The 16,722-nt window shown below is 46.7% G+C and carries 14 protein-coding genes; 5 read left to right on the forward strand and 9 right to left on the reverse strand.

Features of this window, described 5'->3' with window-relative positions; all coding sequences use genetic code 11:
* From POF51_RS02575 to POF51_RS02595, 5 genes are all read right to left on the reverse strand, one after another.
* Nucleotides 1-663 carry a GntR family transcriptional regulator gene (locus tag POF51_RS02575; RefSeq protein WP_271753658.1) on the reverse strand — a complete coding sequence of 221 codons (663 nt, stop codon included), beginning with the start codon at nt 661-663 and terminating at the stop codon, nt 1-3.
* 193 nt (nt 664-856) lie between these two features.
* On the reverse strand, nt 857-1,456 hold the full coding sequence (locus POF51_RS02580) for a TetR/AcrR family transcriptional regulator (protein ID WP_069845121.1): 600 nt from the start codon (nt 1,454-1,456) through the stop codon (nt 857-859).
* A 7-nt stretch (nt 1,457-1,463) separates the two neighbouring features.
* Nucleotides 1,464-2,213 (reverse strand): alpha/beta fold hydrolase, encoded by a 750-nt coding sequence (locus POF51_RS02585; protein ID WP_271753660.1) that lies wholly within the window; start codon nt 2,211-2,213, stop codon nt 1,464-1,466.
* A gap of 155 nt (nt 2,214-2,368) precedes the next feature.
* Entirely contained in the window at nt 2,369-3,301 is a 933-nt protein-coding gene (locus POF51_RS02590) for a response regulator (RefSeq protein ID WP_017248377.1), read from the reverse strand.
* A gap of 4 nt (nt 3,302-3,305) precedes the next feature.
* Nucleotides 3,306-4,616, reverse strand: a complete 1,311-nt coding sequence (locus tag POF51_RS02595) for an ATP-binding protein (RefSeq protein WP_069845123.1) — start codon at nt 4,614-4,616, stop codon at nt 3,306-3,308.
* Between the two features lie 217 nt (nt 4,617-4,833).
* Here POF51_RS02595 and POF51_RS02600 point away from each other — a divergent pair, with 217 nt between their 5' ends.
* Entirely contained in the window at nt 4,834-5,811 is a 978-nt protein-coding gene (locus tag POF51_RS02600; protein ID WP_069845124.1) for a glutaminase, read from the forward strand.
* Nucleotides 5,812-5,854: 43 nt separating this feature from the next.
* Nucleotides 5,855-7,270 carry an alanine/glycine:cation symporter family protein gene (locus POF51_RS02605; protein WP_069845125.1) on the forward strand — a complete coding sequence of 472 codons (1,416 nt, stop codon included), beginning with the start codon at nt 5,855-5,857 and terminating at the stop codon, nt 7,268-7,270.
* Between the two features lie 52 nt (nt 7,271-7,322).
* On the opposite strand, the gene POF51_RS02610 is transcribed toward POF51_RS02605, so the two are convergent.
* A complete protein-coding gene (locus POF51_RS02610; protein WP_271753667.1) occupies nt 7,323-9,908 on the reverse strand; it encodes a metallophosphoesterase in 2,586 nt (861 codons plus the stop codon).
* A gap of 2 nt (nt 9,909-9,910) precedes the next feature.
* Nucleotides 9,911-11,176: a class I SAM-dependent methyltransferase gene (locus POF51_RS02615; protein ID WP_271753669.1), complete on the reverse strand. Its 1,266-nt coding sequence runs from the start codon at nt 11,174-11,176 to the stop codon at nt 9,911-9,913.
* Between the two features lie 177 nt (nt 11,177-11,353).
* On the opposite strand from POF51_RS02615, the gene POF51_RS02620 reads away from it, so the two are divergent.
* Nucleotides 11,354-12,058, forward strand: a complete 705-nt coding sequence (locus POF51_RS02620) for a TioE family transcriptional regulator (protein ID WP_271753671.1) — start codon at nt 11,354-11,356, stop codon at nt 12,056-12,058.
* On the opposite strand, the gene POF51_RS02625 is transcribed toward POF51_RS02620, so the two are convergent.
* Both POF51_RS02625 and gnd read right to left on the reverse strand, forming a co-directional pair.
* Nucleotides 12,059-12,844, reverse strand: a complete 786-nt coding sequence (locus tag POF51_RS02625; protein WP_069845129.1) for an enoyl-CoA hydratase/isomerase family protein — start codon at nt 12,842-12,844, stop codon at nt 12,059-12,061. It lies immediately after the preceding gene.
* Nucleotides 12,845-13,030: 186 nt separating this feature from the next.
* The gene (gene gnd / locus POF51_RS02630) at nt 13,031-13,927 is read right to left on the reverse strand and encodes a phosphogluconate dehydrogenase (NAD(+)-dependent, decarboxylating) (RefSeq protein WP_271753674.1); all 897 of its coding nucleotides are present in this window, start codon (nt 13,925-13,927) and stop codon (nt 13,031-13,033) included.
* Between the two features lie 171 nt (nt 13,928-14,098).
* Here gnd and POF51_RS02635 point away from each other — a divergent pair, with 171 nt between their 5' ends.
* Together POF51_RS02635 and gntK are read left to right on the forward strand one after the other, a co-directional pair.
* Nucleotides 14,099-14,965 carry a MurR/RpiR family transcriptional regulator gene (locus tag POF51_RS02635; RefSeq protein ID WP_069845131.1) on the forward strand — a complete coding sequence of 289 codons (867 nt, stop codon included), beginning with the start codon at nt 14,099-14,101 and terminating at the stop codon, nt 14,963-14,965.
* Nucleotides 14,966-15,161: 196 nt separating this feature from the next.
* Nucleotides 15,162-16,703, forward strand: coding sequence for a gluconokinase (gene gntK, locus POF51_RS02640; protein ID WP_069845132.1), 1,542 nt, complete (start codon nt 15,162-15,164; stop codon nt 16,701-16,703).
* Nucleotides 16,704-16,722: the final 19 nt, after the last annotated feature.

The raw sequence follows: 16,722 nt of genomic DNA on the forward strand, positions 1-16,722 counted from the left end.
CTATTCATCATTGGAATGGTTCGTAAGCAATTTGCCGAGGTTGATCCAGTTTTCTTCCATCAAGGAAGAGGCAAGTTGGCTGTTGTTGTCTCGAATCGCTTCGATGATTCTGCGGTGCTGTTCTACTGATTCCACCCCTTCTAAGGAACCGAACCGAGCAAATTCCAAACGCCGAATTTTCGGTACAACTCGCTCAAGTGCCAGGTAGATTTCACGATTCCCCGCAGCCTCGAGGATCACGTCGTGAAAGCCGTCATCTGCTTCGATCGCTTTGATCACATCTTGCTGTTCGAGTGAGACCTCCAGCTTTTCATTCCACTCCTCCAGACTACGGATGACCTCTGACTCAAGTGGCATCGCCAAACGTGCTGCCAACCCGTGCAAAGCCGCAACAACAGGAAAAGCGTTCTTCGCCTCCTTTTCAAGTAAGGGGGTCACCCGTGTTAGAGAGCCCGGAACAGATTCAATAAGCCCTTCGTCCTCCAACCGCTTGAGCGCTTCTCTCACAGGTGTTCGGCTGACGTTAAATAAAGCCGCTAGCTCATTGTCGTTGACTCGTTGTCCTGGCTTTAGTTCTAGCATGATGATCGCTTTCTTCAAACCTTGGTATACTTGTTCGCGTAATGTGGGGCGTTCGATTTGTTTGATTAGGTTTGTGTCCATGAAACCAATATATTGGTTTTGTTTATTTCTGTCAATTTTAAATATTTAGATATATTTTCCGCGCGCGTGATTTTGAAAAGCGAATGATTTTCCCCCTCTAACTATTAGCCGTTATACCAAACGTACAGAAAAAGAGACTGCCCCACCAGTATCATTTACGAATGGGATAGCCTCTTCATTTTTGAACGTAACGCTATGATTCTGCCGGAGGACAACCATACTCCCGTACAATCTGCTCCTTCATCTCTTCAACCGGAAACCCTTCCGGATAAGTCGTCATCATTAGCATTGCGCCTTGGAGCGCCGAAGAAAAATAGAGCGATCTCAATCTCGGCTGCTTTACGCCTAACTGCTTGAATATCTGGCACTGGACTTCAAACTGCCTGCGTGACTCCTCATTTAATTGCTCTCTGTAAGAAGCAAGTACCCGATCATCTTCGGGCTGCGTCTGCAAATTCAAGTAAAAACGATAGACATCCGGTCGCTGGTAGACGTTATCAAGCGCACCGTCGACAATATGGCGCAGCTGTTCGTGCGGCGTTGCGAGCTTCGTAGCAGCCTCCATCACTTCTTTTACTTCCTCGATCCGTACCTGGACCATCGCGGCGAGAAGCTCTTCTTTGCCTTTGTAATAATTGTAAAGCAGTCCCTTCGATATCTGGGCTTGTTTGGCTACATCGTCGATTGAGGTCGCGTGGTAGCCTTTTTTTATGAAGAGCGTCATCGCAGCTGCATGGATTTTGTCTTTTGCGGCTTGGCGAATACGTTCATTTTCAGCTGGGGTACGTGGCACGGTTCAGTCAATCCTCCAAAAATTCAGTGATAGCGCGAGCGATTTCTTCAGGATGCGTCAACGTCGGTTTATGATCGGCACCCGTAATCTCGATAAACCTTCTCTCTGGTAATACTTCTTTAAAATATTCAGCAATCCGCTGCGCATCCAGGGCATCTTCCTTCCCGATAATGAAGCATGCCTGATTGGCTAATTCTTTGAGCCGCTCAATGGCAGGGGGCTGCGGCCATACGGACTCCCATGTCGCCCACTCGAACATTTTCGCTAGATTATGCTTCGCCATCTCTACCAGTAGGTCCTTCTGCGGACTTGCCATCACGAAGCGGTACGGGCAGGCCGATAAGGACAGCTCTACCATTCGGTCAACATCCGGTGCTGCTTGGATTTTCTGCATCCATTCCGTGAACGGCTGACTCGGTGTATACCCTGTCACATCAGGAGCAATCAGCACGAGCTTGCTCACTCGCTGCGGATAAGTCAGCCTAAAATCCATAGCAATTCGACCGCCTATCGAGTGCCCTACGAGAGTGGCTTCATCCAGCTGGAAATGGTCCATGACGGCAAGTAAATCATCGACGTAGTTCGCTGTCTCTGTTGGAGACGGCGATTTCCCGCATCCGCGTCCGTCGAAAGCGATGACCTGATAATGCTTCGCCAGAATCGGCGCGACGAACGTCCAATCTCGCAAATCAGCACCGCCACTGTGCAAGAGAATAACTGGTTTTCCTTCTCCTGTAACCTCATAGTACAAATCCATCGGTGATCCCTCCGTGAATTGTAGATTTGGTATATGATCCAAGTTTATTATTGAATGAACGTTTAGTCAATAATAAACAATTGCATTCCCATACAAAACAAAAAGCCCTAATCAACATGATCAGGACTTACCTCTTCACGTCAGACACAGAACAATCACGCTTCCGACTGAATACGCTTCGCCTCTGCATACAGCACTTGAATGAACTTTTTCATATTAATCCGAATATCTGAACCAGGCGATGCGGCATTGCTCTTTAACTCCGCCATCTTCTTCCACACATACGTAAAATCAAAAAACTGAGAAGCGTAATTTTCGAACTTCCAATTCGAGAGGTCTGCAAGCCCAAGAGACGCCAAATGATTCAGCGACTGATAGATCGCTCGACGGACTCTCTGCTCAGAAGCTTTGACAACCTTGGCGACTTGTGGATCGTCCACAGCTACTCCGATCCTGTCCTGTGCTACTGCCACAAAAATCTCTTTCAGGGCTGGAAATCCATTTTTAAACGTATGCGTCTGTTCGTATCCATGCAAGAAGTCCAAAATATCTAGCAAATCGTTGCTTCCATTGTCTCCCGCGATACCCAGCTCCGTTAACAGAAACTGACCCGCCTCTCGAAGTGGTTTGCCCTGTGACGGACGAAGTTGTCCGGAAGGCTGCTGGTCCACTTGCATGACGGCATTCAGCGATTTGTGGATGTCCCGTATCGAACGCTCTAGGCGAATTTTCTCGATTACTTTTTGGAGGATGGTCACGACTTCGATCTTGTTTACGGGCTTGATAATGTAGTATTCACTTCCAAGGGCGTAAGCTTGGGCAATCAAATCTTTCGTTTCTGCCTGCGAAATCATGACGATCTTTCCTGTGAATGTCGGCTTTACTTGGCGAATCGTTTCAATCCCATCCCGGTTGGGCATGAACAAATCGATCAACAAAATATCTACGTTGCGTGCGGTTAACGTATGACCGTCTACCATCGAGCCGTCAGATGCTTCCCCCACGACTTCGCCCAGATTCTCGTCTTCAATGATTTCCGTCAACATAAGACGTACAGCATCATCGTCATCAACTAAATAAAACAGCATCTTCTCACTCTTTCTTCGTTATCGGATCAATTGGTAATCGCATGAGAAATGTTGTCCCCTTCCCATCTACTCCATCCTGTAAGGAGATTTCCCCTTGCCATTGTTCCACCAATTGTTGTACATAAGACAGTCCGATCCCTGTAGAGGGGTTGCCGGTTCGATCGTATTTCGTAGTAAAGCCAGGCTTGAAAAGCAAAGCCTTTCGCCGTGGAGGTACCCCCGGTCCGTCATCGTTGATTCTGATTTCCACAACATCGCCTATCCGATCAATTTCAATGGAAATAGCTCCTGTTTGCTGGATGGCTTCCACTGCATTTGCCACCAGATTATTGATTAGAGAGAGCATCATGAAAACATGGTAGAGCGGATGTGTCCCCGAAATGGAAGCTGTGATTTGTATGTCCTTCTCCAACAAAGTTGCATACTTCATATTGCTTCGATTAATAATGTCCACGAGCTGATGGATGTCCATGTAGTCCGAAATGCTTTCATCGGATATCAGCTTGTGAAGCCCTGCAAAAATACGTTGGTTGTCCTTTTTAATCTCGTGAACCTCGCCTGCGACAATCAATGCTCGCTTGGCAAAGCTCTCTACATTCGAAGATTCTACCTGTTCTTTATGAAGCTCATGCAAGCCTTGGTATAGCTCGAAAGACTTCATACTAATACTCTCGGCATTTTGCAGTGTTTTTTTCAGATGAATCGATTCCTCATACAGGTTTGAAATCAGCATCAGCATATGCTCGTTCTGTTTTCTTGTCTGTTGCTCCCGCGACTGTGCTTCGTACAGCTTCATCATATTGAGAAAACTAATCACGATAAAGCTGTGGGATAGCGCGATGACAAGCATCTCTTGCACCGCTCCCCAAGTGAGGACAGTATCCAGTAGCACATATTGGGATAGAACCTCCAACAGATCTGCCACTACCTCAATGACCATCCCCATCAATCCAACCAGAATCGTCCTGTTGTGAAAACGGCGCATTCCGGTTAGATAAAACAGAACAGAATAGGCGAAATAAAAGAAAAAGCTAGAATAATGCGCTTGGAGGGAAGCCTCCCATGCTGTATGATTCCCCGCGATGAGGTCGATCACAATCCGAAAGCATACGACCGTCATCCCCGTCAAAAAGCCAGCGAGCACAGATGGAATTCGTTGAAACAGTAATAAAAAGAAGAAAAAGGTAGGAGCTCCAAAGCTAATTCGAAATGTCTCATTGACGGGATAAAATTTCAACTCTCCTGCCAACGGGACCGTAATGAGCATGAGCGCCAATATATACCAATCTCGTTTTACTTGTGTCTGAACACGCATGCCTCTCACTTCCCATGTTGTTTCTTGATGCCCCTATCTATTTTTATCGAGAATGTGTAAAAAGCACAAGTCTCAAAAAAAATGTGAAACTCACATGAAACAATCTGTGAGTTTTTGTTTTATTTTGTAGGGTGGTTGTAAAGTGATCATTATATGTATTTTGCGAAGCATGGAAGCGCTTTCTATACACTTCGCGTTAGAGCAATGTATTTGATTTTTGGGGGGAAAGGCGTTGATTCAACAGGTTTTACTCGTGGATGAATTACAACAATGGGTGGAACAATATCGTTCCAAGGCATCTGAAGGAAAATGTGCCAGTTATATCCCTGCTTTGGACAGAACGGATCCGAATCAGTTAGGTATTTGCATTATCGAGCCTACAGGAAAAATGCACACGGCGGGTGACTGGGAAGTTCCTTTCACGATGCAAAGTATTTCGAAAGTAATCAGTTTTATTGCTGCTTGCTGCTACCATGGTATCCCTTACGTGTTGGATCGGGTAGATGTAGAACCGACTGGAGATGCATTCAACTCCATTATCCGTCTGGAAATGAACAAGCCAGGTAAGCCTTTTAATCCGATGATCAATGCGGGAGCGATTACGACCTCTTCACTTCTCCCTGGTCAAACACCGGATCATAAACTGCGTTACTTGTATGCATTTTTCAGTAAAATTACTGGTGCTACGCCAACGGTGAACGAGGAAGTGTTTCTTTCCGAATGGGAAAACTCTCACAGAAACCGGGCACTCGCTCACTATTTAAAGGATACTGGCTATTTGGCGTGCGAAGTGGAAGACGCTTTGGAGGTCTATCTCACCCAATGCTCGATTGAAGTAACCACCGAGCAAATTGCCTTGATCGGTCTCCTTTTGGCACTCGATGGCTACCATCCGATGCGCAACGAACAAGTTCTCCCGAAGGATGTCGTCCGTTTAGCCAAAGCACTGATGCTCACCTGTGGCATGTACGATGCATCGGGCAAATTCGCCGCGAATGTTGGCCTGCCAGCAAAAAGTGGCGTCTCTGGCGGAATCATGACACTGGTTCCTCCTAACCGCAAACCACATTCACCGTTTCAAGATGGTTGTGGAATCGGTATTTTTGGACCTTCCATTGATGGTTGTGGAAACAGTGTAGCGGGCGTTTCTTTGTTAAAACATATGGCTCAGGAATGGGATGTAACGATTTTTTAGAGAATACTAAGGAAACATTCATAACAAAATTCGAGGTGACACGATGCAACAATTCCTACTTGATGTAACAGCTTCCATAAACGATTTTTTGTGGTCCTATATTATCATTGTCATGCTAATCGCGTTAGGCTTGTTCTTTACCTTCCGGGGCAAATTTTTGCAAGTACGTATGTTGCCGGAAATGATCCGTTCCATTAAAGAAGGCAGAGCGAAAGACGATGGTGGCATCTCCCCTTTTCAAGCTTTCGCTATTAGTATGGCCGCGCGTGTCGGCACAGGGAACATTACAGGAATTGCCATTGCCATTGCTTTAGGTGGTCCTGGCGCCGTATTCTGGATGTGGGTCATTGCAATTATCGGTTCAGCATCCAGTTTTGTTGAGAGTACGCTCGCTCAGATTTATAAAATCAAGGATAAAAACGGTTTTCGTGGCGGTCCGGCTTATTACATGGAAAAAGGACTGAACAAACGTTGGATGGGCGCACTGTTTGCTGTCCTCATCACCCTTTCGTTTGGTCTCGTATTTAACGCCGTGCAATCCAACACTATCACGATTGCCTTTGAAAATTCGTTCGGTACTGACCGATTGACAATCGGAATGATCATGACGATCGCATTTGCATTGATTATTTTCGGTGGTGTGAAACGCATCGCAAAAATGTCTGAGTACATCGTGATTGTCTTGGCCGTGTTGTACATAGGTATGGCCCTGTTTATTGTGATGATGAACATCACCGAGATGCCTGCACTGATCGCGTTGATTGTGAAAAACGCGTTTGGATTCGAGCAATTCGCTGGTGGAACCCTGGGTGCTGCCCTGATGCACGGCATCAAGCGTGGTTTGTTCTCTAACGAAGCTGGTATGGGTAGTGCCCCGAATGCTGCAGCTACAGCAACGACAAGCCATCCAGTGAAGCAAGGTTTGATTCAAGCATTCGGTGTTCTATTCGATACCCTCGTGATCTGTACAAGCACAGCTTTCATTATTTTGCTGTCCGGCGCATACACGCAACAAGGACTGAGTGGCATTGAGCTGTCCCAAGCAGCACTGAGCATTCATATTGGTTCTTGGGCGTCTGGCTTCCTTGCCATTATGGTATTCCTGTTCGCCTTCAGTACATTGATCGGGAACTACTATTATGGCGAGACCAACATCGAGTTTTTAAAGACAAGCAAAGCATGGCTCATGCTATATCGTTTAAGTGTACTCGCCATGGTGTTGTTCGGATCAGTGGCAAAGGTACAGCTCGTATGGGATTTGGCCGATTTGTTCATGGGCCTCATGGTCATCGTCAATCTGATTGCGATCGCCATGTTGTCAAAAGTCGCCTATGCTGCGCTACATGATTATTTGGAACAGAAAAAAGCAGGAAAAGATCCTGTGTTCTACAAGGACAGTATTGAAGGTCTCGATAATATTGAAGCCTGGGATAATGCTACTCCTTCCTCCAACAAATAGCTCTACGAATAAAAACGAGAAGCCCGTGTGGTAGCGGCTTCTCGTTTTTCATTTACAATCGCGGATCGATCTCTTTTTCCTTCGCCACTTCAAAGAGCATCGTTGCGACTACTTTTTGATATTCCGTATTTTCTGGAGAAATGTCGTCGAATTTGAACCCAAGCATCCGCTCCCCCAGCCTGTATTCCTTCATCGAAGTCTTGAGCTTTTGCGTAATATTTTTCTGATTGAACAGCTTTCGGTACTTGTGTGGAAAACGGTAGTCGTAGCCATAAATAATCGCCAAGTACTCCGGATTGCGAACCTTCATGGCAGGAACGACCTTCTGATCGATGACCTCTGGCTTGATCACGATGCCTTCCATCTTGTTTTCCAGTGTAATCGTGGAAAAGTAACGTGTCGCTAGTTCATATGCATTCGGCTCAGACAAATCGATGGCGAGAAAATGATCGTCATTTACGAAGCGATACATATCGGATGTATCCCATTTCGGCAATTGCTCGTCCCCATTCAAATAGACAGCCTTTAGAATGGAAAATGGCTTGTAGGCTAGCTCCCCTTCTCCTGCATAGAGCTCCATCTGTTTTTGGTAAATGTGATAGGCCTCCAAATGCTTGTCGACAGGAACGTAGCTCTCTTTGATTTCTCGTACATACTTGTAGTTTTGATACAAGCTTGAACCCAATTTTTCCGTGAGCGCACTCTTGGAAAGGTGGAACTGGTCTTTTTCGAATCCGCTCTCGTCATAGTTGTGAATGAGTTGGTGAAGCGCCTCTTCAAAACCATTTTCCTGCAAAAATGCAAATTCACTGTGCAGCGCGGATTCGATTGGTTTGAACTGCTTTTCGATCAAGCCCTTCCCTATTGCACTCCACGGCAACAATTCGCCATCCAAGATGAGCATTGCCATTTCATTCTGCTCCATGTATTCGCGGAACCTTGCATGTAGCTTGTCATAAATTGGTGTCAAATCAACTTGATTGATGGCATAACCGTTTCTGCTGATCGCAAAGCATTTGTCGCGATCATGATGGAGATAGAGATTGCATCTCGAACCCATGTATTTCGGCTGTAACACGACTTGCTGAATGCCTCGACTCGCGAAGTAGTCCAGCCCTGCCTTCAAAGACTCCAATTCCTGAGTCGCCTGATCCTTATCCGCCGGAGGCATCGTTCCGGAAATAAAATTGACCTTATTTTGCGAACAGTAACGGAGTCGACGGAGTTCTTCCTCTTCCAAGTCTCCCATGGATACTTGTTTTTCTGCATGGAACAAGATCGGCAGCTCATCAGTCATCACCCGATGCTCAGACTGAAACGATTTGAAAAACGGCTTGTGTGCGATCACGACGGAGGTTAAAGCATTTCCGTGCACACATCCTGTATCGAGATGGAGCTTGTTCTTCAGGCGAAACGTTTTTTGTGCCGCAATATGTCCAAAAATATGGTACGGATGGTTACTGACCGCTTCACCCGTCAAAAATGCGAGTTGCTCTTCCAATGAAGCTGTTCGGTCTATCCGAAAATTACGTTGGCGCCGCATCGAATTTGCATCAAGCTTTCCCATATACTTCTTTTTGCAGGGAGCGTGTGTTACATAATAGGACGGGCCAGTCAGTGCGTTCGATCGATAAAACGGCTGAGCGAGCGTATACAGGTGATTGAACATCGCTGTTAATTCAGCATCTTTTTCCAGGACGTGTGTGGAATCAAAGTAATTCTCCAATAGCTGCGGGTCTACCCCTTTTAATTCCTTTCGCAAGTACTTGTAGACAAAATTTTCGTGGTTCCCGACAACAAACAAGAAATGCTGTTGATTTTCGTATAGAAACTCGATGATCTCCCTGGTTTGCGCTCCTTTGTCGATCCAGTCCCCTGCTATGATGATTTTGGTATGCTGCACCTTGTCAGTCGAGATGAGACGATTGTCCTCGAGCTTGAATCCGTAGTTTTGCAGGAGACCTTTTAATTCGTGGACGCATTCGTGAATGTCTCCGATGATAATGTATGTTTGGTCTTTGGGAAGAATCGTAGCCAGATAGGCATCCTTATTATCGATCACGACCTCATAACGAGGATTAGCCACCCCATCAGCTAGTGCGTAAAAATCTTTGTGCCGTATCCGGTGTATGTTGTGGTACCCTTCCTTGGATAATGCCCGAAGCACTTCTTGCTTTAACCGGAGAATATGGTTGGTAATCAGTTTTTTTGACCGCTCGGATGCATAGTAATCTTCCCGATTGCGATAATCAAAGAGGATCACCTCCAATCGGTAATTGTTCTCGGCTGCAATTTCGCGGACTTTCGAACGGAAGTCTTCTGCTAGTCCTGTTGTATCGACAACCACGAATTCGGCGTTGATCGGAAACGATGTCACCAAGCGCAGCTTTTCAAACAGGAGCTGAAATGCTTGCTCGCTGGCCTCAAGCATCACCTGATCATACTTGTCGTAATCATAGCCCAGCAGTTCCTGGCGAATGCTATCCGAGGAAATGTATTGGACATTTGCTTTTGCGTTTTTTTGTTCATCTTCAAAAGAAAGCCTCGGCATGAGTACTTCCTTGGCAAAAGTCGTTTTCCCACATTCAGTGGGACCGACGAGCATAAAAATCGTGTGAACCTGTGTCTGTAACAGCATCGTTACGCCCCCTTTCTCTGGACAATGACGCCTTGTGTGGTGTGTATGTCATTCACGCCGTCACCAATGGATACAAATTGGCCCTGCACCCCGGCTTCTTCCATGATCTCGGTCATCCATGCCTGGAACTCTTCTTGTCCCATTTCCCATTTATGATCGTCGTGGCGATAGCCTTCCAGCTCGTAGAACGGATTAAAATCCGAGTTCGGTGTAGTTATGACAAAATGGTCAAAATCCAATCGACTACAGATTTGCTTGATGAGCACTCTCGCTTCTTCTTTGCTCATATGCTCAATGACCTCAGTCAAAATGACATCTACCTGCTCACCGTTGTAATCCTGCAAAAACTGATCAAGCGAGCGGAACAAAATCAGATTCGAGATTTCTTTTTCCTCAGCCCTGCGTCTGACTACTTCCAGTGATTGTTCATCGATATCGATGGCATAGTAATATTGCGGCAGCTTGGTAGCGAACGGGATCGCATAAAAGCCTTCTCCACATCCGATATCTACAATAGATTTGGTAAAAGGAAGCTTACTCGCGATGTAGTTCCTTCTCTGCAAACCGGTGCTGCCGTACTCCAATTGAATGGGGTAGCGGTTCGTCTTCTCGATCTCGGTCTTGTACTTGCGATAGCGCTCTCTCGTTGTCAGGAAGTTGCGAGCGAACAGGCTTCGTATGTAAAAAGGTGCGTCGATAACATGGATGCTTTTGATGTATTTATCCAGGATGTTATCGGATATGTCGATGTACTCTTTTCCAAACATACTCAAGAATAGACAGAGCACACTCACGACGTGGAGAAGCTGATGCAGACTCGTTCTCGTTGTGATGGTCAGAGCGTAGCTTTTATCGGCGTGGTGCTTGAGTTCAAAGGTAAAGTCCTTGAGGTGCTTTTCAAAAAATGTCAGATACAGCAGTCGTTCGATGTGAATCATGTTGATGAAAAAAACATGCTCATACCCTTCTGCATCCCGCTCGTTGTGTTGCTTCATTGGAGCGGAAAAAAACTCATTAATCGCATTTAACGGAAACAAGGGTGTATTGTACCGGGAGACATTCAAATATTCAAAATGCTCCTGTTCGGTTTGTTTATAAGAGACCTCATTTTCTGCGTCTTTAAAGTAAACGTTGTATGTATCCGTATTGGAAAACCACCCGTATGCGATGCCTTTTCGAATGGATCGTAAACTCAGTCCGGAATTCGGATTTTTCTTGATCATGTACGAAAAGTCCGGATTCTGTGATCGTAGCTGAACAATGGCCATACGTTGTCTCACCTCTGCAAAAGAAGAATGAATACCTATTGACAATATTCGCCTTTCCATCCCCTGCTGAACAGGGTAAAAGTATTACGACTTTCCCATTAACAGAAGCATTTGATTCAATTTGCTGTTCTTGGTATAGTGAAATCCGCGATAACAAACCAGCGGGAGGTGCGTCAGATGCCTTATTACAAGCCGATTGAGATCGCTCGCGAGCTACATATTAGTACGAGTGCTTTGCGCCATTATGAATCATGGGGAGTCGTTCCTGCTCCTGATCGTGCAGACAATGGGTATCGACTTTATACAGAAATCCATCTTGCCTATTTTCGTTGCCTGCGCGCCATGTTTCCCGGCTTTGGTGTCGCTGTCACATGTGAAGTCCTTCTATCACTTCAAAAAGCGGATATGGATACTGCCTTTTGGCTCGTGAATAAAGAACAGGCCAACCTCCAACAAGAGAAGGTCGCAGCAGACCAAACACTCGAGCTTTTGGAAAATCTCGATCTCCCCTTGCCTCCAAACAAAAAGTGGCGAAACCGCATGACGATTGGTGAAGTCGCTGCTTACACAGGAGTCACAACGTCTGCGATCCGCCATTGGGAAAAAGAAGGCTTGCTTATACTGCCACGAGATCCTGAGAATGGCTACCGCCAATTCACTCCCATGGATATACGGAAGATTTTGCTTATCCGCACATTGCGCAATACGGTGTATTTTCTAACGAATATGAAAGAAATTGTACAAGCAGTAGAAAATCAAAGTATTGAACAGGCCAAAAAAGTGACGGAGGATGCGATCAGAAGCATTCACGATCGCAATCGCCATCAGATGTACGGAGTTAGGCGGTTGGTTGAATTGTGTGAGGTATTGAAGCTCGTATGATTATCTTCCTGTAAAACGCGGTGGAGTCTTGTCTAAGAAAGCTTTGGTTCCTTCCCGGAAATCTTCGGTGGATGCCACGAGTCCGAAGTAGTCTGCGCCTAGCAGTGCGGACTCCTCTACTGTCAGGTTACTCCCTCGATGAATCGCGTCCCACGTTAGTTTCACTGCAACCGGAGACTGAGCCAAAATTTCTTGGAGAACCTCCTCTGTTTCTGCCAGTAGCCGCTCACGCGAAACGACCCGATTTACCAGTCCCATTCGGTATGCTTCATCCGCATCTATCGCTGATCCTGTCAGAAGCAACTCCGTGGCACGGCCTTTTCCTATTAGCCTAGGGAGTCTGGTTGTTCCACCAAAGCCCGCCACTGCTCCAATTCGTACTTCTGGATGTCCCATTTTGGCATGGTGAACCGCAATACGCAGCGTGCACGATTCAGCGATCTCAAGGCCCCCGCCCAACGCATAGCCGTTTATTGCAGCAACGACTACTTTTCCCAACGATTCGATCTGACTCGTGACCGAAACGGCCAACTGAGCAAAATCCCTTACTTCCAACGGTGTCGCTTGATGCAGATACGAGATGTCAGCCCCTGCCGAAAATGCTTTTTCTCCCGCCCCTGTAAGGATGACCGCTTTCACACTGTTATCGGATTTGATCCTGTTTAAGATGGTCGAAAGCTGATAAAGGACATCTCGGTTCAATGCATTCAATGCCTCTGGTCTGTTTAGCGTAAGGGTCACGATTCCTTTCTCATTCTTGTACAAAACAACCTCTTCAACGCTCATCTTTCCATCCTCCCATCGTTTTATAAGCTACTAAATAAAAAAGCACGTTTCGACCAGGCAAACTTCTGGGCGATACATGCATACTTTGCTTTCTAAATGAAAATTCCTTCTTCTTCCATATACAAAACAAAAAAGGATGACCCCAGAGCTTCAACCACCGAAGCACCTTTACGGTCATCCCATTTCTTATTTCTTTTCTACGGCATGTCCGCCAAATTCATTGCGCAAGGCTGCGACCACTTTTCCGTGGAAGGTATCCTCGCCCAACGAACGGTAACGCATCAGTAAGGACATCGCAATTACGGGTGTGGCTGCTTGTAGATCCAGCGCGGTTTCCAGCGTCCATTTTCCTTCCCCGGAAGAATGCATGACCCCACGGATTTCATCGAGCTTGGCGTCTTTTCGAAAAGCTCGCTCTGTTAAGTCCATCAGCCAGCTACGAATGACGGAACCATTTGCCCACACGCGTGCGACCTCGGCAAAATCGTAGTTATACTGGCTTTTCGCAAGTACCTCAAAGCCTTCCCCAATCGCCTGCATCATACCGTATTCGATCCCGTTATGAATCATTTTCAAGAAGTGGCCGCTGCCCGCTTCCCCAGCATACAAATATCCGTTTTCGACGTTAATGTCGCGAATCATTGGCTCAATATGTGTGAATGCTTCTCGATCTCCACCAATCATCATACATGCTCCGTGGCGCGCTCCCTCCATGCCTCCGCTCGTACCTGCATCCATGAAGTGAATGCCCTTTTCCTTTAAGCGAGCATAGCGATCTAATGATTGCTTGTAATGAGAGTTGCCACCGTCAATGACGATATCCCCTGCAGCAAGCAAGGTAGAAAGTTGATCAACCAATTGATCCACAATCTCTCCTGCCGGTACCATCAGCCATATTACGCGAGGTGTCGGCAGCTTCGCCACAGCATCTTCCACCGAAAATGCTGGAATCGCGCCTTCATGACTCAACTCTTCTGCTCGCGTAGAATCTACATCATAGGCTACGACCTCATGCTGATGCGAGAGCAAATTAAGCGTGAGATTGTACCCCATTTTTCCTAATCCGAGGATCGCAAGTTTCATATCGTGTACGTCACTCCTTTTTGGATCATATCCGTTACCACGTATTATAAGATAAAAATTTTCATCTTTCATCAAAAATGAAGAAATTTTTTTTGAACCTATGAAAAGGAGTCTGATTTTCCTTATACTATCAGTACAGATCCACAATGGAACGTTAGGAGGTACCTATTGATGAACGCTTCCACCCCGCCTGCTCCTCGCGTGCTCACGCAATTACGCGCCATCTATACGCAATTAAGCGGGAAAGAACAACAGATCGCCGACTATATGTTGGAGCATGCCAGTGAAATTATTCACTTCTCGATCACGGAGCTAGCCGACCAATGCCAGTGTGCAGATGCTACCGTATTTCGTCTGTGTCGCAGACTGGGCTTTCGCGGCTACCAAGCATTCAAGATCGCCTTGGCGAGTGAAGTCACGAATCCGAAGCAAACCATTCACCAAGAAATCAACCTCGACGACGATGACGTCAATGCGATTGCTGAAAAAATTTTCACAGCGAATATCGAGACGATTCGAGATACGCAGCAGATTATCAATAAAGATGAGTTAATGAAAATCGTCTCCTGTTTGGAAAACGCAAACCGGATCGAGTTTTATGGCTCGGGAGGCTCAGCCGTCATCGCACAGGATGCGTACCACAAATTTATGCGGACAGGCATCCCTTGTCTCTATCATTCTGATGCTCACTATCAAGTAATGTCTGCCTCTCTGCTTACCAAAGGTGCTGTCGTCGTAGGCATCTCCCACTCTGGGTCCAATAAAGATATTTTGGCAGCCCTACAGGTTGCCAAGGACGCCGGAGCAAAAACAATCGGCATCACGAGCTATGGAAAATCTCCTCTCGTGCGTCTGGCAGATATGTGCTTGTACACGACTTCACGCGAAACGGTATTTCGTACAGAAGCCCTGTCGTCCAGGCTTGCTCAGCTTAGCTTAATTGATCTGCTCTATGTAGCCGTATCCTTACGGAGGCAGGATGATACGATCGCCAATATCCAGCACATCCGCGAAGCCATCTCACTCAAACGCCTGTAAATCAGGCGTTTTTTCTTTTGCTTACCCTCCTCTTGCAACTTGCAGGAGAAAAATGCAAATCATACAAGCATCGTGTGAAGTGTTCAATTATGAAATAATTTTTTTCTTAATGCTTAACAAATGAAAAAAATTTCGATATAATCGCGGTATCTCCATGACAACACGTTGAAAGCGTATTCAATTAGGGGTGACTTCTATGACGCAAACCTATTTTATCGGGCTTGATATCGGGACAACCAGTACCAAAGCAATTGTATTCACTCCTTCCGGCGCCATCCGCGGTACGGGTAATATCGATTATCAGCTACTCGTTCCCCAGCCGTCTTGGGCTGAGCAAGAACCGGAGACGATTTTTGCTGCTGTCATCCAGGCATTGAAGCAAGCGCTGGAGCATGCAGGCATTGCCAAAAGCGAGATCGGTGGTATTGGCTTCTCTACTGCCATGCATAGTCTGATCGCTGTCGACCCGAGTGGCAATCCCCTGACGAACAGCATCATCTGGGCTGACAATCGGAGCGTGGCACAAGCAGATCGACTAAAAGCAGACGGTGTCGGTCATCAGATTTACTTAGCGACGGGCACGCCTATCCATCCCATGTCTCCCCTGCCCAAAATCATGTGGCTACGGGAGAATTTGCCTGATACGTTTCGGCGGGCAGCCAAGTTTATTTCGATTAAGGAGTATGTCATTTATCGGCTTTTTGGTGAGTATATCGTCGATTACTCCATTGCTTCCGCTACGGGGCTGTTCAATCTGAGAAAGCTCAACTGGGATGAGGACGCGCTGCGAGTCGCAGGCATTTCCAAGCAACATCTCAGTGAGCCTGTACCGACTACTCATATCCTGCGAGGAATGAAGATTCGTTATGCGGAAGAGATCGGAATCGATCCAGATACGCCTTTCGTTGTCGGTGCTAGCGATGGGGTTTTGGCAAACCTCGGCATCGGAGCCATTGATCATGGACAAGTAGCCATCACGATTGGCACGAGTGGCGCTGTAAGAACCGTAGTTCCAGAACCGATCACCGATCCAAAAGGACGGACATTCTGCTACGTGCTGACAGAAAATCATTGGGTGATTGGCGGCCCCTCGAACAACGGTGGGATCATGCTTCGCTGGTTCCGTGACGAATTCAGTTGGCCCGAAGTGGAAAAAGCCAAACAGCTCGGCGTCGATCCCTATGAAGTTATGATCCAAGCTGCTGAGCATGTTCGAGCTGGTGCAGACGGGTTGCTCTTTCTCCCCTTCCTATCCGGCGAACGAGCTCCGTACTGGAACGCCCAAGCAAGAGGCTCCTTCTTCGGTATCGGCCTCCATCATAAGCGCGAGCATTTTATCCGAGCTGTACTTGAAGGAATCTTGTTTAGCGTCTACAGCATCGGTATCGCCCTGCGCGACCTGGCAGGTGGAGCCAAGGAAATCCGGGCATCGGGTGGATTCGCCCGCTCGCGGGAATGGCGCCAGATTATGTCCGACATGTTCGGGTATGAAGTGCTGATTCCGGAGAGTCATGAAAGCTCGAGCTTTGGTGCCGCTCTCTTGGCGATGCATGCATTGGGGGCAATGGATCATTTGCAAGATGTGAAAAAGATGATTCATATTTCCCATCGCCATGAGCCTGATTTGGAACGATCCAGTGTCTATTTGGAGCTTTTCTATATATACGAGCGTGTTTATTACAACCTGCTGGAAGAGTACAAGCTGATAGCCGAATTCCAAAAGCGGTTGAACAACTAGAGACAACAACTAGGGAGGG

This window comes from Brevibacillus sp. AG (genome assembly GCF_028369215.1).
Classification (GTDB): domain Bacteria; phylum Bacillota; class Bacilli; order Brevibacillales; family Brevibacillaceae; genus Brevibacillus; species Brevibacillus porteri.